17 protein-coding genes are annotated in these 19334 nt (G+C 63.1%); 14 read left to right on the top strand and 3 right to left on the bottom strand.

The window, feature by feature from the left end; translation table 11 throughout:
• The first annotated feature begins 109 nt into the window (after positions 1-109).
• The 8 genes from CJEIK_RS09560 (at position 110) to glmM (ending at position 9508) form a co-directional block, all read left to right on the top strand.
• Complete coding sequence (locus CJEIK_RS09560) at positions 110-3286, top strand: FtsK/SpoIIIE domain-containing protein (RefSeq protein WP_005291852.1); 3177 nt, start codon at positions 110-112, stop codon at positions 3284-3286.
• Between the two features lie 24 nt (positions 3287-3310).
• The gene (locus CJEIK_RS09555; RefSeq protein WP_005291851.1) at positions 3311-4651 is read left to right on the top strand and encodes a type VII secretion-associated protein; all 1341 of its coding nucleotides are present in this window, start codon (positions 3311-3313) and stop codon (positions 4649-4651) included.
• A 119-nt stretch (positions 4652-4770) separates the two neighbouring features.
• Positions 4771-5058, top strand: coding sequence for a WXG100 family type VII secretion target (locus CJEIK_RS09550; RefSeq protein WP_005291849.1), 288 nt, complete (start codon positions 4771-4773; stop codon positions 5056-5058).
• A 60-nt stretch (positions 5059-5118) separates the two neighbouring features.
• Positions 5119-5400, top strand: a complete 282-nt coding sequence (locus CJEIK_RS09545; protein ID WP_005291847.1) for a WXG100 family type VII secretion target — start codon at positions 5119-5121, stop codon at positions 5398-5400.
• Positions 5401-5781: 381 nt separating this feature from the next.
• A complete protein-coding gene (locus CJEIK_RS09540) occupies positions 5782-6726 on the top strand; it encodes a PRC and DUF2382 domain-containing protein (RefSeq protein WP_005291845.1) in 945 nt (314 codons plus the stop codon).
• Between the two features lie 274 nt (positions 6727-7000).
• Positions 7001-7444: a 50S ribosomal protein L13 gene (gene rplM, locus CJEIK_RS09535; RefSeq protein ID WP_011274104.1), complete on the top strand. Its 444-nt coding sequence runs from the start codon at positions 7001-7003 to the stop codon at positions 7442-7444.
• On the top strand, positions 7444-8004 hold the full coding sequence (gene rpsI / locus CJEIK_RS09530; RefSeq protein WP_005291842.1) for a 30S ribosomal protein S9: 561 nt from the start codon (positions 7444-7446) through the stop codon (positions 8002-8004). The genes rplM and rpsI overlap by 1 nt, the downstream gene beginning before the upstream one ends.
• 160 nt (positions 8005-8164) lie before the next feature.
• The gene (glmM, locus tag CJEIK_RS09525) at positions 8165-9508 is read left to right on the top strand and encodes a phosphoglucosamine mutase (protein ID WP_005291839.1); all 1344 of its coding nucleotides are present in this window, start codon (positions 8165-8167) and stop codon (positions 9506-9508) included.
• Between the two features lie 183 nt (positions 9509-9691).
• On the opposite strand, the gene CJEIK_RS09520 is transcribed toward glmM, so the two are convergent.
• Together CJEIK_RS09520 and CJEIK_RS09515 are read right to left on the bottom strand one after the other, a co-directional pair.
• Positions 9692-10345, bottom strand: coding sequence for an NAD(P)-dependent oxidoreductase (locus CJEIK_RS09520; protein WP_005291837.1), 654 nt, complete (start codon positions 10343-10345; stop codon positions 9692-9694).
• Positions 10342-11241, bottom strand: coding sequence for an EamA family transporter (locus CJEIK_RS09515; protein WP_049780520.1), 900 nt, complete (start codon positions 11239-11241; stop codon positions 10342-10344). Before CJEIK_RS09515 ends, CJEIK_RS09520 begins: the two co-directional genes overlap by 4 nt.
• Positions 11242-11320: 79 nt before the next feature.
• On the opposite strand from CJEIK_RS09515, the gene CJEIK_RS09510 reads away from it, so the two are divergent.
• The 4 genes from CJEIK_RS09510 to CJEIK_RS09495 all read left to right on the top strand — a co-directional run bounded on the left by CJEIK_RS09510 (position 11321) and on the right by CJEIK_RS09495 (position 14492).
• Positions 11321-12214: a LysR family transcriptional regulator gene (locus CJEIK_RS09510; protein ID WP_231913371.1), complete on the top strand. Its 894-nt coding sequence runs from the start codon at positions 11321-11323 to the stop codon at positions 12212-12214.
• Between the two features lie 234 nt (positions 12215-12448).
• Positions 12449-12733: a hypothetical protein gene (locus CJEIK_RS09505; RefSeq protein ID WP_143336411.1), complete on the top strand. Its 285-nt coding sequence runs from the start codon at positions 12449-12451 to the stop codon at positions 12731-12733.
• On the top strand, positions 12730-14262 hold the full coding sequence (locus tag CJEIK_RS09500; RefSeq protein WP_005291830.1) for a hypothetical protein: 1533 nt from the start codon (positions 12730-12732) through the stop codon (positions 14260-14262). Before CJEIK_RS09505 ends, CJEIK_RS09500 begins: the two co-directional genes overlap by 4 nt.
• Positions 14259-14492: a hypothetical protein gene (locus CJEIK_RS09495; RefSeq protein ID WP_232501669.1), complete on the top strand. Its 234-nt coding sequence runs from the start codon at positions 14259-14261 to the stop codon at positions 14490-14492. The genes CJEIK_RS09500 and CJEIK_RS09495 overlap by 4 nt, the downstream gene beginning before the upstream one ends.
• A gap of 28 nt (positions 14493-14520) precedes the next feature.
• Here CJEIK_RS09495 and CJEIK_RS09490 read toward each other — a convergent pair whose 3' ends face one another.
• Positions 14521-15396, bottom strand: a complete 876-nt coding sequence (locus tag CJEIK_RS09490) for a dienelactone hydrolase family protein (RefSeq protein WP_005291826.1) — start codon at positions 15394-15396, stop codon at positions 14521-14523.
• Positions 15397-15457: 61 nt separating this feature from the next.
• On the opposite strand from CJEIK_RS09490, the gene glmS reads away from it, so the two are divergent.
• Together glmS and alr are read left to right on the top strand one after the other, a co-directional pair.
• Complete coding sequence (gene glmS, locus CJEIK_RS09485) at positions 15458-17320, top strand: glutamine--fructose-6-phosphate transaminase (isomerizing) (protein ID WP_005291824.1); 1863 nt, start codon at positions 15458-15460, stop codon at positions 17318-17320.
• 78 nt (positions 17321-17398) lie between these two features.
• Positions 17399-19111, top strand: coding sequence for an alanine racemase (gene alr / locus CJEIK_RS09480; RefSeq protein WP_232501668.1), 1713 nt, complete (start codon positions 17399-17401; stop codon positions 19109-19111).
• Positions 19112-19334: the final 223 nt, after the last annotated feature.

The raw sequence follows: 19334 nt of genomic DNA, 5'->3' as shown, positions 1-19334 counted from the left end.
GCTCGCTTGCCCTGCGGGCTGTCCGGGGAAGGTTTAGAATCAAAAACCACATCCAGGGGGTTGGATGGGGATTAGTTGGGGACTAGCAGGTAACCGGGGGATTTTTAGCATGCAAACACAGGCGCCGCCGACGCTGCCGAAAGACAAACAACCGTTCATCAGGCTGCTGATGCCCGCCGTGATGCTGATCGCGGTGGTGGGCATGGTCGCCGCCATGGTGCTTTCCGGATCGGGGCGCAACCCGATCAGCTTCATCTTTCCGCTGATGATGCTGGGCAGTATGGCGATGATGTTCCAACCGGGGGCGAATGTGGACGAGACACGGCGCTCGTTCCACCGGCATATCGACGCGCTGAAAGATAGCGTGCAGCGCAGCCACGACGAGCAGCTGCAGGGCATGCTGGCGGCCCACCCGCACCCGCAAGCGTTGTGGACGCATGTGCACACCGGCACCGACGTGACCGCCGAGCCGGGCGTGGTGCGCATCGGCACCGCAGTGCAGACCCCGGACGATCCGCTGGAAGTGCCGGTGAACGCCCCGCCGGAGGACCTGGAGCCGGTCAGCGCCATGAGCCTGCGGGAGGTTGCGCTGCGCTACGCCACCATCGAAGCCCCAGTGTCCGTGGAGCTGGCCAGCTTCCACTGCATCGTGCTGCTCGGCGACGGGGCTGCTGGCCTGGCACGTGCCATGCAGGCGCAACTGGCGATGCAGGACCCGGACATCATCGGGATCACCGGGCCTTTCGAGGAGTGGTTGCCGCACGACGGGCCGCGCAAGGTGCACTTCTGCACGGGACAAAGCCCCGTGGTCGCCGGCGCAGTGGTTACTGACCCGAGCGACGAGTGGGTGGAAAATGCCAAAGGGCATGGCCTGTTGCTGCAGGTGGACGATGCCGCCGGCGGGTGCCTGCTGAGCGCCTGGACCGTCGACGGCTGGGTGCCCTTCGGAGTGGCCGACCAGCTCAGCGCGGTGGAGCTGGCGCAGATTTGCCGCGCCAGGTCCACCGTGAAATCCAGCACGTCACTGCTGGAATTACCGGGCGGGGACCTGCGTGCGCCCATCGGCTTTTCTGGCGCGCCGGTCTACCTGGACATCAAGGAATCCGCCCTGGGAGGCATCGGCCCGCATGGTTTGTGTGTGGGCGCGACAGGTAGCGGGAAGTCGGAACTGTTGAAAAGCGTGGTGATCAGCTTCGCCCACCAGCACAGCCCGGAGGAGCTGAACTTCGTGCTCGTGGACTTCAAGGGCGGCGCCAGCTTCCTGGGTATGGATCGGCTGCCCCACACGTCTGCGCTGATCACCAACCTGGCTGAGGAGGCGGGGCTGGTCGACCGAATGCAGGATAGTTTGTTGGGGGAGATGCATCGGCGTCAAGAAAAACTCCGCGCCGCAGGCCTGACCACGGCGGCCGAATACAACCGCGCCTACCCGGGCCAGATGCCTGCGCTGTTTATCGTGGTGGACGAGTTCTCCGAGCTGTTGCACGCCCGGCCCGAGTTCGCCGAGGTTTTCGCCGCGATCGGGCGGCTGGGGCGCAGCCTGCGAATGCACCTGCTGCTGGCCACGCAGCGCCTGGAGGAGGGGCGCCTGCGCGGCTTGGAATCCCACCTGAGCTACCGCATTGCCCTGCGCACGTTCTCTGCTTCCGAATCCCGCGCGCTGATCGGCACCACCGAGGCCTACGAGCTGCCCGCCACCCCGGGTGCGGCGATCCTTTCCGCCGGGGACAAGGTGCGCTTCCACTCGGCTTATGTCTCCGGCCCGGAACTGCCCCGCGACCAGCGACTGGTGCGGGTGCTGGGCTCCACCGTGGAGGCGGAGACCACCACCATGCAGATGGTGATCGACCGGCTAGAAGGGCCGAACCAGAACCCGGTGTGGCTGCCGCCGCTGCCGGAAGACCTGCCCGCCAGTGAGGTCATGGAGCCCCGCGCGCCGGGCGTGGCCCGCATCGGACTGGAGGATCTGCCCTTCGAGGGGCTGCAGGTGCCGATGGATGTGGACCTGCGCCGTAAGCATTGGGCGATCGTCGGCCAGCCGCGCACAGGCAAGACCACGGCGGTGCGCAGCCTGGTGCTGGGGTGGGTTCTCAGCTCACCGGGCTGGCCTGTGTACATCTTCGACCCGGGCGGTGGCCTGCGGGATCTCGCGCGTTTGCCGCAGGTGGCGGCGGTGGTGGGACCCGATGGGCTAGCTCGCCTGTTCGACGAGATGGAGCAGACGGAAGGCCAGCGCCTGCTGATCATCGACGGGCTGGACCAGGTGGGGACGGCCAGCGGTGGGGCGGGCGAGGAAGAACAGCGCCTCATCCGCCTGGCCACCACCGGCCTGGAGCGCGGCCTGCACGTGGTGGTCACAGCACTGCGGTGGAACTTCCGCCCCTCGCTGCGGGACGTGCTGACCGGCCAGGTCGAACTGCGGATGACCCCGTTGGATGCGCACTTCCGCGATGCGCAGAAATCCCTGCCCGATGTGCCTGGCCGGGGTGTCTCGCCCCGCGGAAAGCACGTGCAGTTCGCCAACTCCACCGCGCAGGATGTCGAACATGTGCGGATGGAAAGCGCCCGCCGCGGCGAGCCGGAGGTGGCTATGCGGGTGCTGCCGGAGCGCATCGGTTGGCAGGAGTTGGGCGACCCGCAGGCCTTCGCCATTGGCGGCCCGCGCTTGGATCCGGTCCGCTGGGATCGGGGGACATTCCCGCACCTGGTGGCCATTGGTCAAGCGGGCAGTGGCGTGACGACTGCCCTGCGCGCGGTGATGCAGTCCGTTGCCGATACTCGCAGCCACACCGGCGAGCCGCCGGAGTTCCTGGTCACGGACACACGTCGCGGGTTGTTGGGGGTTGCGGATTATCGTGTGCCGGAGGATTTCCGCGCGGACCTTGCCGAGTGGGTTGCCATGCTGCGGGAGCGAATTCCGGGTAGTGACGTGACCCCGCAGCAGCTGCGGGAACGCTCCTGGTGGTCCGGGCCGGAGCTATTCGTGGTGGTCGACGATGCGGATGCCGATCCCGGCCTCGACCAGCTGCTTCCCCTGTTGCCGTACGCCGCAGACATCGGTTTGCACCTGGTGCTTGGCCGCCGTTCGGGGCAGTTCGCCCGCGCTGCCTACCAGCCGCTGACACAGGCTATGCGCGACCAGAGCGCGTGGTTGCTGTTCTCTGCGCCGCGCGAGGACGGGCCGATCGCGGGGGTTCGTTTAGTACGACGCCCACAGGGGCGCGCCGCCTATGTGCACAAAGAAACCTGGACGGTGCACGTGGCCGAGGCGGCGGAACAGAACTGAGAATAAGTGAGTGGGGTGGAGAAAATGAGGGTAGATCAGAGAATTGGGGACGCCCGGGGACTGCTGGCCGAGGCGCTGGCGCTGCAGGAATCGGGTGTGCTGGTCAGCGGCATGACGGTGACGGATCTGGCGACAGGATTCGTGGTGACTGGCGATGCCGAGATGCAACGACCGGGATACTTGCAGTACGAGGGGGCCGATAGCGCCGCGGGTGCCGCGGGCACTGCGAGTGCAGCGGGTGCCGCGAGTAGAGCGGACGCAATGGACGACGTGGAGTTCCAGCGTTCGGGGCTGAGTCTCGGCAGGCTCTCCGAGCTCTTTGAGATGGTCAGCGAGGTGCTAGAACAACGACAGGAGTACCCGGAGGCAGCGGCGGTGAACCCGCCGGAACCTCGCGAGCTGTTTCCTTGGGGCATCGGACTGCGAGAGGTAGACGTACTGGTTACCGGCTCCTTTGCGGTGCAAGTTGTGCACTATCTGCGGATCATGGGCGTGCGCGCACGGCTGGTGGATAACGACGTGGTGCTGCGGGTGGCCAGCGAGCTCGCGCTGGCACAGCAGGAACTGGAACACCTGAACTTTGCCGAACCGGTTCGCCACCGAGATACGGACACTGCGGTAGCAGAACCCGTAGCGGAAGCGGAGGAGTGGCAGGAGGTGGACGAGGGGGCGTCAATAAAAAAGGAAGAAAGAAAAGACAACCGCAGGCTGCCCGCGGCGTTGGCTGCCTTGGCGCTGTTTATCATCGGTGGGCTGGTGGCGACGTTTACGGTGTTCGACTCGCAGGCAGCAGAGAACACGGCTAGTGCGGAAGGCACGGATAGCGCTGCGAGTGTGGAAGGTGACTCGAGTGTTGAGCCGGAGGATTCCGTCGGAGACGAACCGGCGTCAGAAGAGGTCGACGAGGAGTTGACTGAGCCCTTCCCCGAGCCGCACAGGAGGGGCGTGACCACAGCCGATCAGAGTTCAAAACGTGCGGACATACCAATCAGCGTGAATGTGGACGGGTGGCACTTAGGCAGTGCAACCCGAGCGCGGGAGGAATACATCGGCGACGACAAGGGGATGCGCGTACTGGTGGCGGCCAAGGAGACTCCGCTGAAAACACAAGAGGAGATGGATGCGGCGATGCTCGGCGCGCTGAACGACGTGAGCAGCGGCGACGATGGGGTGACAGTGGTGTCGACCCAGCCGGTGAGTTACGAGGAGAGCTATCCAAGTTCGACGACCCTGTGGCACGTGCGGCTGGTGGACGGGCACCAGATTTCGGTGGGCTGCCAGTACAGGCAGTGGAATGAGCAGCGGGAAAAGGTGTGCCAGGAGTTTGTGGAAACAGCGCGGCCAGAGAAGCAGGGGAAGCCGTGAACCTTTTCGCAGGATGGCGAGTATAACTCTTACGATGGCGCCTTAATCAGGGTTTTCAAGGGGATACCCGGCGGCATGATCGACAGATTGCAAAGCATTAAACAGGGGGATTTCAAAGCATGAGCTTTAAAACAGATGTCAGCACGATGAACCAGGCGGCGAACAACGTCGACCGTGTGAAGGACGAGGTGCAGGGCGAGCTCAGCCGCCTGCGTGGCGTTGTGGATGACGTTTCCGGCAGCTGGAAGGGGCAGGCACAGACCTCCTTCCACTCGCTGATGGAGCGCTGGGATGAAAATGCGCGGAAGCTCAACGAGGCACTGCAGAGCATCGCGGAGAACATCCGCGCCAACGCCGGTGACTTCGATACCACCGACGTGGACAACGCAGCAGCTTTCAACGCTTAACCCGGTCGGCCGGGGCGTACAAGAGATTCATCACAGAATTCATTACAGAAGGGGACAGGAATGATTCAGTACAACTTTGCGCAGATCGCCAATGCTGCGGATGACATCAACCGTGGCAACGGCACCATCAACGGCCTGCTGGGTGACCTAAAGCGCGATCTGCAGCCGATGGTTAGTGAATGGGAGGGTGCGGCCTCCGACAGCTACCAGGCTGCTCAAAAGAAATGGGACACCTCCGCACAGGAGATCAACGAAGTGCTGGGGCAGATCGCTCGCACCGTCCGCCAGGCAAATGATCGCATGAGTGAAATCAACACCAATGCGGCAAATAGCTGGGCATAAGACCAGTTAAGCAATCTTCTCTCGCTATGTTCTCGGGCTCCCTTTGAAAAAGAAAAGGGGAGCCTGAGTTTTTTCTTTAAATGACGCCCCGCGTCGTGAAATAGCGCTACGGATTCTAATGTTAAAAAACTTGATCTAATCGTAATGTATGTAGCGAACTGGGGATATACTGCGGAAATGCTCGCCTCAGGCCTATTGCAGAGCATTTTGCTTGAAGCGTCAATAAAACCATGCGTACCGTCTTTTGTGTACGGGAAAGATGAAAACAATCAGCGACACCACTGCTGATGTACACCACTACGTAATTCCCCACTGTTGGTACTCACCAAGCAAGACAAACCCCGTATTGCGTACCAACAAGGTGAAAGGATTTATTAACAAATGAGCAACGACATCAAGGATCTTTTCAAGGCAACCGCATACGACAACTCTGGCGACAAGCTGGGTAGCGTCAAGGAAATCTTCGTTGATGACAAGTCTGGCCAGCCCACCTTCGTTGAGGTTAACCACGGCCTGTTCGGTATGAACTCCAGCCTGGTTCCGATGCGCGGACACAAGTTCGACGGTGAGAACCTGAACCTGGCTTTCGCCAAGGATCGCGTGAAGGACGCACCGGACTTCGATGCCGACCAGGCTCTGACCCCGGAGCAGCAGAACGAGATCTACCGCCACTACGGCCTCGACAATGTTGAGGACACCACCCGTTACGGCGAGGGCGCTGGCAACCAGCATGCTGGCGTACGGGATGCAGGCGAGGAGCGCTCCACCCTGGATCGCCACGAGGCTGCCGGCGGTAACACCGCTGCTGGTGCTGGAGTGGGTGCCGCAGGTGCAGGTGTTGGTGCTGCTGCAGGCGCTGGCGTGGCCGGTGCAAACGCCGACCAGGCGGGTGTCACCGAGCGCGAAGCTGCTAACACTGACGCCGCTAACCGCGAGGCTGCTGTGAACAACGAGGGCGAGATCATCCGCTCCGAGGAGCGCCTGAATGTTCAGAAGGACAAGGTGCAGACCGGCGAGGCTCGCCTGCGCAAGTACGTAGTCACCGATACTGAGACCGTAGAGGTTCCGGTCACCCGCGAAGAGGTTCGCGTTGAGCGCACCCCGATCTCCGAGGAAGAGGCAGCTAACCTCAAGGGCAACATCGACGAGGCCGGCCAGGAAGCCTCCGTCACCCTGAGCGAAGAGCGTGTCTCTGTGAACAAGGAGACCGTCCCGGTGGAGAAGGTATCCCTGAACAAGGAGCAGATCACCGAGACCGAGCGTCACACCGAAGAGGTCCGCAAGGAACAGATCGACTCCAACATTGACGGCGACGTCCGTAAGTAAGTAGGCATCACGGCGCACGGCCGCTAGAACCCCGGCCCGTTTCCTTCGACTCGAGGGGAGTGGGAGCCGGGGTTTTATTCATGTCAGAACATCCTTTTTGGTTTGCGCGTGAACCTGCACTAAACTTCCAAGGGTTGTGTGCACAGTGCCCGGCCTGCCCGGGCGCATGCATTTCTGCGGGTCCCAACCGGCCGCCGCAGAAGCACTCACGTACTTCACGTTTAAGTGTTCATCTGGCTGGCAGTTCCAAGATCAAGACTTTAAGGAGTCCCCTGTGACTACTTTCCACCCGAAGAGCGGTGACATCACCCGTAAGTGGTACGTCATCGACGCCACCGACGTGGTGCTGGGTCGTCTTGCTGTTACCGCAGCTGACCTGCTGCGCGGCAAGAAGAAGCCCTACTTCGCACCGAACGTTGACTGCGGCGACAACGTCATCATCATCAACGCGGACAAGGTCCACGTTTCCTCCAACAAGCGCGAGCGCGAGATGCGCTACCGTCACTCCGGCTACCCGGGTGGTCTGAAGACCATGTCCCTGGGTCGTTCCTTGGAGCTGCACCCGGAGCGCGTCGTCGAGGAGGCAGTCAAGGGCATGATGCCGCACAACAAGCTGTCCCGCGCGTCCATCAAGAAGCTTCGCGTCTTCGCTGGCCCGGAGCACACTTTCGAGGCCCAGAAGCCTGAGACCTACGAGATCAAGCAGGTGGCACAGTAATGACTGAGTACAACGAGAACGTAACCGACGAGCAGAACGCTGCTGTCGAGGAGAACTTCGAGGGCGAGTACACCGCTACCGACGCAGTGAACGAAGAGTTCGTTGCCACCATCGGTGACTCCATCGCTTCCGAGGACGAGGCTGAGCAGGTTGAGGCTGAGCCGGTTGTCTTCGAGGGCACCATCCAGACCGTTGGTCGCCGCAAGGAGGCCGTCGTCCGCGTCCGCATGGTTCCGGGCTCCGGCGAGTTCCTGTGCAACGGCCGTTCCCTGGAGGACTACTTCCCGAACAAGCTGCACCAGCAGCTGATTAAGGCTCCGCTGGTTCTGCTGGACCGCGAGAACCAGTTCGACATCCAGGCCAACCTGAACGGTGGCGGCCCCTCCGGCCAGGCTGGCGCTTTCCGCCTGGCTATCGCCCGCGCACTGAACAAGTACAACCCGGCAGAGCGCACCGACCTGAAGCGCGCTGGCTTCCTGACCCGCGACGCTCGCGCCGTGGAGCGCAAGAAGGCCGGCCTGCACAAGGCACGTCGCGCACCGCAGTACTCCAAGCGTTAAATCGCTCCATCTTTTTGGTGGCGACGCCCCCACGCCCCAGCCGATCAACTTTTCGGTTGGGACGTGGGGGTTTCCCTTTTGCTTGGCTTCCGGATCAATCGCCTTTACGCGGGAGTGGCACCCACCCGACCAGTGGGGTGGCCGGGTAAGATCTCGGCCTATGGGTAAATTGTTCGGAACTGATGGTGTGCGCGGACTGGCAAACAAGAAGCTGACCGCGCCGCTGGCGATGAAGCTGGGTGCCGCCGCCGCGCGCGTGTTGGTATCCAAGGAGGAAGTGGGGGGTCGCCGCCCGACCGCTGTGGTGGGCCGCGATCCGCGCGTATCGGGAGAGATGCTGACGGCCGCCCTGTCGGCAGGCATGGCCTCACAGGGCGTGGACGTGCTGGACGTCGGCGTAATCCCTACGCCGGCGGTAGCCTTCCTCACCGACGATTTCGGCGCCGACATGGGCGTGATGATCTCCGCCTCCCACAATCCCATGCCGGACAACGGTATTAAGTTCTTTGCCGCTGGCGGCCGCAAGCTGCAGGATGACGTGGAGGACGAGATCGAAGCCACCATGCTCGAGCTGCCTGAAACGGGCCCAACCGGGGCAGCCATCGGCCGTATCTTGGATGAATCCTCCGATGCCTTGGAGCGCTACCTGGCTCATGTCGGCACGGCCATCAACCACCCGCTGGATGGCATTCGCGTGGTGGTGGACTGCGCCAACGGCGCGGCCTCTACTGCCGCCCCGGAGGCCTACCGCCAGGCCGGCGCGGATGTTGTGGCGATCCACAGCCGCCCGAATAGCTTCAACATCAACGATGGGGTGGGCTCCACCCACATCGAGGTTCTGCAGAAGGCTGTGCTGGAGCACCAGGCGGATCTGGGACTGGCGCACGATGGCGATGCGGACCGTTGCCTGGCCGTGGATTCTGAGGGCAATGTCGTAGATGGCGATCAGATCATGGCGATCCTGGCTGTGGCGATGAAGGAAAACGGGGAGCTGAAGCAGAACACCCTGGTGGCCACCGTTATGTCCAACCTCGGCATGAAGTTGGCCATGCGAGCCAACGGCATCAAGGTGCTGGAAACGCAGGTGGGTGACCGTTACGTGCTGGCCGAACTGCTGGCCTCTGATCTTTCCCTGGGCGGCGAGCAGTCCGGCCACGTCATAATCTCCGAGCACGCCACCACCGGCGACGGCACCCTGACGGGACTGACGCTGATGGCGCGCATGGCGCAGACCGGCAAGCCGCTGTCCGAACTGGCCAGCGTTATGACGGTTCTGCCGCAGACGTTGATTAACGTGCCAGTGGCGGATAAGTCCGTGATCGCCGACGACGAGCGCGTGGTCGAGGCCATCGCCAAGGCGGAGGAGGATCTGGGTGACGCTGGTCGCGTGCTACTGCGACCTTCTGGTACCGAGGAGCTGTTCCGCGTGATGGTGGAGGCCGCCGATCCGGGCACGGCCCGTCGCATCGCGGGGAAGCTCGCGGCTGTGGTGGCGGAGGTCTAGGCTCTAGTTGTACTGACCGGAGACGTTGGTCAATCGTGAGAAGGGCGGCTGGTTCCCGCAAGCCGTGTGAGGCCAGTGCTGCGTTGGCGTGGAGCAAGAGCGTCCCCTTGGAATAGACGGAGGGGGCCGATAACTCGACCCCCTCACGGCTGTTAGCGAGGATTCCTCTGTGAACCGCTAACTTTAGGCCAGACCCTTTGCTTGCTCGATGGCGGTGAAGTGACGTTGGGTGCTGGGCTGTTCCAGCTCATCGAGTACGGCCAGGGCCAGGTCCGCAGGGGTGATCCGCGACGTACCGTCGTGGTTGATCAGAAGCGTGTCACCGCCTCGGCGATAAGCGCCGGTTCCCTGTCCGGGCTCGAAGACTGCCGACGGACTCAGGTAGGTCCAGTTCTGGTTCGGATGTTCTGTACATGCGTTGAACTGGTCGAGGCTGGCCGATGCGACGTCACGCCACTGGGGCGGCACGAAGGTGGGGTCGTCCAGGACGCGCAACTCCCGATCGTGAGGTGAGCGTAAGGGTGCTGCTCCTCCTACGACCAGAACCCGAACCCCCGCGACAGCGGCGTGGTCGAGGACATGGCTGGTCAGCGGAGCCACACTGCTCTCATCGCCGGGGGCCATGCGCACGGCGAGCACGACGGCGTCTGCGTCGTTCAGGACGGGCTGCAGGGGTGCCTCGAGATCTGTCAGATCGAGACGAGCGACGGTAGTATGCGGGTCGTTGGTCTCCGGTGGGTTACGCGATACGGAAGTGACGTGGTGGCCGCGGCGTGTGGCCTCCTGCGCGATCGCGGTACCGGCCATGCCGGTGGCTCCGAGAATCGTGATGTTCATGAATTGTCCTTTCGATAATTGGTGGGGGCGGGGAGCTGGCCACAGACCATGGCACCCAGGGCGATCGCGAAGCCGAGGTACTGCTCGGCTCCGAGGTGTTCATGCGCGATCAGGGCGCCGAGCAGGGCGGCGACCAACGGCGAGAGGAGTCCCAGGAGGGCTGTGGACGTGACCGGAAGCCGTCGGATGCCGGTAAACCAGAGGCTGTAGGAGACCAGCGCCCCGACCAGGCCGAGCCAGGCGTACCCAAGCCAGCCATGGACAGGAATTACCGGCGGTGGTCCCTCCACCAGCAGCGCCGGGATCGCCAGCAGCAGGCCGGCGGACGTCAGCTGCCAACCGGCCAGTGCGACGGGCGAGACACCTTCCGGGAGCTTCCACTTCTTGGTGAGGACCACGCCGGTGGCCATGGCCACTGCGCCGCCGAGTCCTTCAACCACGCCCACCGGGTCCAGGGCAGCGCTTGGACCGAGAACCACGAGGGCCACGCCCACGACACCCACGACACCCCATCCCAGACGCCATCCGGAGAGTTGCTCGTGGAGGACAGCCACGGCCAGCAGGGCAACGATGATGGGCTGTACCGCATTCAGCGTGGCCGCTACCCCGCCCGGAAGACGCTGCGCCGACAAGAACAGCAGGGGGAAGAACGCGGCCATGTTCAGACCGCCCAACACGAAGCTCTTCCACCTCCACGAACCGCGCGGCAGCTGCCTCGACAGGCACAAGGCGATGATCCCTGCCGGCAGCGTCCTCATGAACGCAGCAAACAATGGATGCCCGGCTGGGAGGAGGTGGGTGGTCACGATGTATGTCGTCCCCCACGTAGCGGGGGCCAGCGCCGTCAAACAGGTCCACAGCAACGAATCGCGGCGCCCATGAGAAGAAGTGTTCATGCATCCATCATCAGTTGCTCACCAGTAGTGAGTCCAACACATTGTTCTCACCCAAACAATGAGCTGTTATCATGGTTGGGTGGAACTCCAACAGCTCAGGTACGTCGTGGCGATCGCCGAGAAACGCAACTTCACGCGAGCAGCAGAATGCTGCTTCGTCGTGCAGTCAGCCCTGAGCCACCAGATCAAGGCCCTCGAAAAGGAACTCGGCACGGCACTGTTCGTGCGCTCATCCCGCCGGGTCGAGCTGACCCCCGCCGGCGAAGCCTTCCTCACGGAAGCACGGATCAGCCTCGCAGCCGCTGACCGCGCCGTGGCGGTCGCCGCCGAGGCCGTGGGCCAGGTCCGCGGAAGCTTGTCGGTAGGTGTGATCCCGACGGTCACAGCCGTCAGCGTGCCCGACATCGTCGCAGCCTTCCACGCCAGTCATCCCCACGTGGATCTCACCGTGCGGGGCGGGGGAAGCAATGAGTTCATGCGCGATCTCAGCAGCGGGAGACTCGACGTAGCATTCCTCGGCGTGGGCGCCGACGTCACCCCAGCGTCCGGACTCACCGCGCACGAGATCGCCCGAGGGCGTCTCGTCGCTGTCATGGCGTCACAGCATCGGCTAGCACACAGGGGCACCTTAGCCCTGGCCGACCTGGCCGACGAGACGTTCGTTGACTTCCCGGCCGGGTCACCGGGCAGGCTCCAAGGCGATCGGGCATTCGCTGCCGCAGGCCTTCAACGCCGCGTGGGCTTCGAGGCGATGTCGACCGAGTTCATGCTCGCCCTCGTCGAACGCGGGTTGGGCGTCTGCCTGCTGCCCGTCGACTGTGTGCCAGCCAACCCAGCGCTGCGAGCCATTCCCGTGGTCGATGGCCCTTGCCGGACCGAGTACATCGCGTGGGGATCTTTCAATCCGAGCCCCGCCGCTCGAGCGTTCATCGAACAGGTCAAGGAATCAATCGCCCTGCACATGGTCGACTGATGCCAGATCGCGTCGATCAACGTCTCCGGTCAGTACATCTAGTCCTCTCCCGGCCCTTCACGGTGCCGGGAAACTCCGGCGAACCTTTTTAACATCCGCGCAGTCTAACTGTGCGGATGTTTTGTTTGCGCAGTGCGGGTCGCTTGTGCGGAACCTTTATGCAGGGCATAAGCGCAAAGCACTGCCGGGGAGTTCAAGGGGGATTAGACCGTGGGAGAGTTACACATAGATCCAGTGCCCGCAGCCGATCGGGTGGCGGAGTTGCGGGATGCGCAGTTGAGCTGGGCGAATCATTTGGATGGCAGCCGGCCGAGCGTGCCTGTGGCCGCGTTCGGTACGGGTCTGCAGGCCAAGGCGCAGCAGTTTTTGGATCTGGTTGATCAGGGGCATAACGTGCGGGTGAACCACGCCCACAGGCTGGCGAAGGCAGGCGAGGATCTGACGGGCCTGGTGGATCGCGTGGGCCAGGCGGAACAGGAGAACTCCGCCAGCTTGAACGCAGGGGGTGCCTGGGCATGACGGGTTCTTTGGATCTTCGGCTGAACGCTGCACTTGATGTGATGGCCGGCTTTGGTGCTGACGTGGAGGGGGCGAAGGCTGCGGCGTCATTTACCAACGGCATGAATCCAGAGACGATCCTTACGTCGCTTGGACCGGTGAGCAACCAGAAGCAGAAGGCGCCGGAGCTAGCCACCGAGGCGTGCGTGAAAGATAGCCTGAAGGGTACGGGGGAGTCCCAGCCGGGGACTGCGACGGAAAAGGCGGGGAAGGAGCAGCTGAACCACGAGTGCTGCGTGCAGGACCGTTGTGTGGCTGTGCGGGACACTGCGGAGGTCATGGGAACGACCTCGGAGACCTCGGTGAGCTTGATTGAGGACATTGCTGAGAAGTTGGAGCTTTTCGGCATGGCGGCGATCGGCCTGATCGGTGGAGGCAAGCCTTTGATCGATCTGCTAGCGAAGCTGGCGGGGAAGCTCGCGGAAGACATTCTGCACAGCCGCAACAATTGCCTGGATTCAACTATGGATCAGCTGATCCGCGATGCGAAGCCCGCCGCCGAGCCCGGCAATTCGCACAAGCCACTGTGCGATGATCCCAAGCCCGTCGAGACCAAGTGTCCGGAGCCTGTGAAGGCCCCGGAAGGTGATTGCCCAGCGCCGAAGAAGGTAGTGACGCCCCCTCCGGCGGCCGAGCAACCGTGTGAGACGGGGGCTGCACAGCACCCCGCGCCACAGGCGGCGGCTCAGGTGGTTACGCAGACGGCTATGGCTCAGGCTCCGCAACCGGCACCGGCACCTGTACCTGTGGCAACTCCAGAGCCTGTACCAGCGCCGATGCCTGCACAATCCCTGGTTCCGCCACCTCCGCCACCCGCTCCGCCGGCACCCTTGGCGCCTTCGTTGGCTGGCTCCCTGCAGATTAATGTCGAGGGTGCGGTGAAGGTGTGGGAGCAGATTGTGCACTGCGCAACGGAGGCTCTGGTCCCACCCGCGGACCAATGCCCGGCACCGGAGCCAGCGCCAGAACCTAAGCCGGAGCCTGAGCCGTGCCCGGAGTCTAGACCTGAGCCGGCTCCGCCAAACGAACAGGTTGAGCACAAGGAAGACTGCAAGCCTGAGCGGGAGCCAGAGCCGAAACCGGTCGGGAATCCGCAGCCGGAACCGGAACCATCTGAGCCCTGTGATGAGCCGAAGCCGGAACCGCCACGGCAGTGCGAGGAGCCGAAGCCGGAACCCAAGCCGGAACCCCCGCAGCAGTGCGAGGAACCCAAGCCGGAACCTAAGCCCGAGCCGAAGCCGGAGTGCAAGGCGCCAACGCCACCATCAAGCGATACGAAGGGCGAACCGATCACGCCCGCGGCACCCAACACGGAAAACTCGGAATCGGCCCCGAAAGCAGGCCCGGAGCCTTCCAAGCAGTGGACCCCGGACGTATGGGTTTCGGCAGCGGGAGCTGCATCCATTGAAATGACAGGTACCTCTGTGGAATTAGCGGGTGCGGGTGCTGCGGCAGTGGGCGTCACTATCGAAAGGAGTGGTGAGTGGTGACCAGCAGGCAAGAACTGACAGAGCGCTACCAGCGCATCGTTGATGACTACATGGCAGAGGTTGAAGAGTCGGTACGCGAGTTTGAGGAAACTCTCAAGGAATGCACGCGCCAACTTGAAGAAGCCAAGAAAGAGCAGGGAGATAAGGCAAATAAAACGGTCGCGACCGCGAATGGGAACGTCGCGGCAAGCAATGGTGCTCGCGGAGTGCGCGGGCGGATCTTTGACTAGAGGGGCTGAACCTTAAGAGGGGCGAGCGTTAGAAGATTTCCGCTAGCCGCTCGTCCAGATCTACGTTCTCCGGCAGGTTCTTGTAGAGCTCGTGCTGGGTGGCGGTGCGGGTCTTTTTCAGCTCGGCGTGGCTATCGCGGAAGGATTCGTACTTCTTCTCATCCTCGGCCAGGACGAAGCCAGTCATCAGGCCGCGTGCCAGCTCCTGCTGGCTAAACTGCGGCAGACCGGCACCCAGAGCGAAGCTACGGCCGTACTTCTCGTGAAAGCTGCTTGCAGAAGCGCCCAGAAGCTCGCGGTATACAACGTCCCCGCCCCAGTGGGCGGCCATGCGCTTGGCGTTACCCATCGGGGTCTCGCCCAAACGACCAGCCTCCAGTACCAGGCCGGGAGCCTTCACGTACTTCGCAGCCTCCGTCGCATCCGGAGAAGTATCCGCCGGGTAAACGGCCATCACACCGTTGATGGTGGGCTCGGTTTCATAGCCCTTCAGCTCGCTACGGTGGCGGCGGCCCGTCGCAGCCAGCACTGCAGCCGAAGCGCCCATGCCGTGTCCAGCCAGGTACAGCTCATTCGGCTGCACCGTGACATTGCCATTACCCAAACGCACACCAGCCAGGATCTGCAGTGCAGTTTCTAGGTCGGCGGCAAAGCCACGGTGGTTCGGAGAAAAGCCCTTTTCCGTATCTGGCGCCGCTACAGCGAAGCCCCAGCTGGCCAGGTGACGCAACGTCGAGTGGTACGCATCCACCCCGACACGCCAATCGTGTCCGAAAGCGATGCCGGGGATGCCGTTACCTTCCGCCGGGGTATAAACGCGCCCCGGAATTCCAGCGAAGTTCAGGTCACCGACCATCACGCGGTGCGGGCCGCGCTTGCCCAAACGAGTAATTAGGTTCTTCATCTTATCTGCCACAGCCCCACAGCTTACCGAAACGGACTAGCCATTGTGTATCGTCAAAGGCATGTGTGCAATTGTTGGCTACGTAGGTAACTCCGAGGCCCTCCAAATCGGGTTGGATGCGCTGGAGCGAATGGAATACCGCGGATATGATTCCGCAGGCATCGCAGTTGTCGAGCAGGGCTCCCTGCACCTCGAAAAGAAGGAAGGCAAACTGCAAAACCTCATCGACCGCATCGATGAGGTCGGCCGCGATTCCTTCCTCGGCACTGCCTGCATCGGCCACACCCGCTGGGCGACCCACGGCCGCCCCAACGACGTGAATGCGCACCCGCACCGTTCCTTCGATGGCAAGGCCGCCATCGTCCACAACGGCATCATCGAGAACTTTTCCACCCTGCGTGCAGAGATCGAGGCCGCTGGCATCGAGCTGGAATCCGAGACCGACTCCGAGGTTGCCGCACACCTGCTGGCGCTCGCCTACAACGAAGGCGAGACGGCCGGAGACTTCCAAGCTTCCGCGTTGAAGGTTCTTTCCCGCCTGGACGGCGCCTTCACCGTGCTGTTCGTCCACGATGACCACCCGGGCACTATCGTCGCAGGCCGCCGCTCTACCCCGCTGATCGTCGGCGTGGGCGAGGGTGAAATGTTCCTCGGCTCCGACGTAGCGGCCTTCATCGACCGTACTAAGAACGCCGTGGAGCTGGGTCAGGACAATGCGGTGGTCATCACCGCCGATTCCTACGACATCTACGACTTCGACGGCAACCCGGTGGAAGGAAAGCCCTTTACCATCGACTGGGACCTGGATGCGGCGCAGAAGGACGGCTTCGATTCCTTCATGATGAAGGAAATCCACGAGCAACCCGCCGCAGTCCGCGACACCCTGGCTGGCCACTTCGACGGCCGCCGCATCGTGCTGGACGAACAGCGCCTGTCCGACGAAGATCTGCGCGGTGTGGAGAAGGTTTTCGTCGTCGCCTGTGGCTCGGCATATCACTCCGGCTTGCTGGCCAAGTACGCCATCGAGCACTGGGTGCGCCTACCCGTTGAGATCGAGGTCGCCAGCGAGTTCCGCTATCGCGACCCAGTGTTGGATCAGCGCACTCTCGTTGTGGCCGTGTCCCAGTCCGGCGAGACCGCCGACACGCTGGAGGCCGTACGTCACGCGAAGATGCAGGGCGCCCGTGTTTTGGCTGTCTGTAACACCAACGGTTCGCAGATCCCACGCGAATCCGATGCCGTGCTGTACACCCACGCCGGCCCCGAGATCGGCGTGGCCTCCACGAAGGCTTTCCTGGCGCAGGTCGCCGCGAACTACCTTGTGGGCTTGGCCCTGGCCCAAGCCCGTGGCACCAAGTACGCCGACGAGATCGCGGAGATCTACTACGCTCTGGAGGCTCTGCCGGAGAAGATCGAGAAGACCCTCGGCCTGCGTGACCAGATCCTGCAGCTGGCCGAGGAGCTCGGCCCGGTGAAGACCATGTTGTTCCTGGGGCGCCACGTGGGCTTCCCAGTTGCGCTCGAGGGCGCGCTAAAGCTGAAGGAGCTGGCCTACATCCACGCGGAGGGCTTTGCCGCCGGCGAGCTCAAGCATGGCCCGATCGCTCTGATCGAGGACGACCTGCCCGTCGTCGTTGTCGTGCCTAGCCCGAACGGCCGTCCGGTGCTGCACTCCAAGATTGTCTCCAACATCCAGGAGATTCGCGCCCGCGGTGCGAAGACCATCGTCATTGCCGAGGAAGGCGATGAGGCCGTCCGTCCGTACGCTAACTGGCTGCTGGAGATTCCGGGAACCACGTCGCTGATGCAGCCGCTGCTGTCCACGGTTCCACTGCAGTTCCTGGCCGCCGACATTGCGCGCCAGTGTGGCAACGAGGACATCGACAAGCCACGCAACCTGGCAAAGTCTGTCACCGTCGAATAGTCCGGGGTTCTTTCTTAGTGACGCCCCCTGCCGTGCCCCTTTCCTAGAATTCCAGGAGGGGTGGCTAAGGTTATGAATATGTCGGATCGTCACCTTGCGGAACTAGTCGTTGACCTGGATGCCATCGCGCATAATGTGCGCGTGTTCCGAGAGGCTGCGGCTCCCGCCGGGGTATTGGCCGTGGTGAAGGCCGATGCGTACAACCACGGGGTGGACGTGGTGGCGCCCGCAATGCTGGATGCGGGCGTGGAACAGCTGGGTGTGGCCACCCTGGGGGAGGCTCTGCATTTGCGCGAGATTCTCGCGGGTCTGGGGGAGAGTTACGCTTCCGCGCCGATCACCGCCTGGATGTGGACTCCTGGCGAAGACCTGGCAGAGGTGTTCGCAGCGGATATCAACGTTGGTGTGCCCTCGCTGGCGCACGCGCGTTCCTTGGTGGACCAGGCCGAGAAAACGCAGCGGGAAGCGCAGGTTAGCGCTCCTGTGCGCGTGACACTCATGGTGGATACCGGTCTTTCCCGCTCCGGCGTGAGCCCCGCCGAGTGGCGGGAAACTGTTGAGTTGCTGGCATCCAAGACGGAACTGGTGGAAGTCACCGCTGTGATGACCCACATGGCCAGCGCCGACGACCCTAAGTCGGAAGCGAATAACCTGCAGGCCGCCCGCTTTGCGGAAGCTATCGAGTTTTGCCGATCCCGCGGGCTGCGGGTGCCCTGCAATCACATTGCAAACACACCGGCCACTTTGCACCGTCCTGATCTCGCCTACCAGCTGGTGCGACCGGGCGTCGGACTATACGGCATCGACCCGATCGGGGTGGACGTCGAACTGCGCGCTGCGATGACACTGCGCGCCCGAGTGACAACAACCCGAGTAGTGCCGAAGGGGGAGGGGGTGAGCTACAGCCACACTTGGCGGGCACAGCGGGATACCCGCACTGCCGTGGTGGCGCTCGGCTACGCTGACGGGCTGCCGCGAAGCGTATCCGGAAAGATGCAGGTAACGATCAACGGGAAAACATATCCGCAGATCGGGCGAGTATGCATGGATCAGATCGTCGTGGAGCTGGGGCCGGCCGATGGTGCTGAAGGATCTACCAACGGCGCCGCAGACGTGAAACCGGGTGACTGGGCGGTGATCTTCGGCGAGGGTGGCAACAGTGCAGACGAGTTTGCGGAGCTGGCGGGCACGATTAGCTACGAAGTGCTGACGATGCCGCGGGGGCCGAGGGTCAAGAGGGTGTTTAAGGGCGGCCGCCCGGACTTCTCTGCTGACGGTTCCTGTGCGGCCGCGACCGCCGACGACATGCGGGCTCTCGGCGAGCAGCTGGGTAAGCAGCTGGAGGCCGGGACCGTGGTGGTGCTCTCCGGCCCGCTGGGTGCGGGCAAGACGACCCTGACCCAGGGGCTGGCCGCTGGCCTGGGAGTGAAGGGGCGCGTGCAGTCGCCGACGTTCACCATCGTGCGGACCCACCGCGCCGGGCAGCGCGGGGTGGGGCTGTTGCACATGGACGCCTACCGCCTGCTGGGTGCGGACGTGGAGGAGGGCATCGAGCCGGGGCGCCACATTGACCGCAACGAGGTGCTTGACGCTCTGGAGAGCTTGGACATTGACGCGGACATTGACGACGTGGTCGTGGTGGCGGAATGGGGCCGCGGGGTGGTGGAGCCCCTAAGCGAGAAGGTGCTTGACGTGCAGATCGACCGGGGTAGCGTGGGCAGCCCCGCCGACCTGGCCGCTCCGGAAGTACCGGCTGCGGATTCGCGCACCGTCACGTGGCGCTGGGTCTAAGGCGGTCGGGGAGCGACTGGACACACCCTGGCAAATTCTTAGGAAAAACTGGGGAACCTCTCGGAAGGGTTTGCCTTCAGGAGTCGCGCCGTGCAATGATAGTTGACGAATCACCGTGAGGGGTGTTTCACAAGACGCTGGCACTTAAGGGCCTGATCAACCCGCCAGTTGTATACCGTCCCCGAGAGGTTTACTGCGAGAGCCTCTCGGGGACTTCTTGTTT

The organism is Corynebacterium jeikeium, from assembly GCF_028609885.1.
Lineage (GTDB): Bacteria > Actinomycetota > Actinomycetes > Mycobacteriales > Mycobacteriaceae > Corynebacterium > Corynebacterium jeikeium.
Note: the sequence above shows the minus strand (reverse complement) of the source record. Positions and strands in the feature narration are given on the sequence as shown.

Coding starts and splice junctions, on each gene's coding strand:
- CJEIK_RS09550 (WP_005291849.1), top strand. CDS start 4,771: ATGAGCTTTAAAACAGATGTCAGCACGATGAACCAGGCGGCGAACAAC.
- CJEIK_RS09500 (WP_005291830.1), top strand. CDS start 12,730: ATGACGGGTTCTTTGGATCTTCGGCTGAACGCTGCACTTGATGTGATG.
- CJEIK_RS09515 (WP_049780520.1), bottom strand. CDS start 11,241: ATGAACACTTCTTCTCATGGGCGCCGCGATTCGTTGCTGTGGACCTGT.
- rpsI (WP_005291842.1), top strand. CDS start 7,444: ATGACTGAGTACAACGAGAACGTAACCGACGAGCAGAACGCTGCTGTC.
- glmM (WP_005291839.1), top strand. CDS start 8,165: ATGGGTAAATTGTTCGGAACTGATGGTGTGCGCGGACTGGCAAACAAG.
- alr (WP_232501668.1), top strand. CDS start 17,399: ATGTCGGATCGTCACCTTGCGGAACTAGTCGTTGACCTGGATGCCATC.
- glmS (WP_005291824.1), top strand. CDS start 15,458: ATGTGTGCAATTGTTGGCTACGTAGGTAACTCCGAGGCCCTCCAAATC.
- CJEIK_RS09545 (WP_005291847.1), top strand. CDS start 5,119: ATGATTCAGTACAACTTTGCGCAGATCGCCAATGCTGCGGATGACATC.
- CJEIK_RS09555 (WP_005291851.1), top strand. CDS start 3,311: ATGAGGGTAGATCAGAGAATTGGGGACGCCCGGGGACTGCTGGCCGAG.
- CJEIK_RS09560 (WP_005291852.1), top strand. CDS start 110: ATGCAAACACAGGCGCCGCCGACGCTGCCGAAAGACAAACAACCGTTC.
- CJEIK_RS09520 (WP_005291837.1), bottom strand. CDS start 10,345: ATGAACATCACGATTCTCGGAGCCACCGGCATGGCCGGTACCGCGATC.
- CJEIK_RS09540 (WP_005291845.1), top strand. CDS start 5,782: ATGAGCAACGACATCAAGGATCTTTTCAAGGCAACCGCATACGACAAC.
- CJEIK_RS09490 (WP_005291826.1), bottom strand. CDS start 15,396: ATGAAGAACCTAATTACTCGTTTGGGCAAGCGCGGCCCGCACCGCGTG.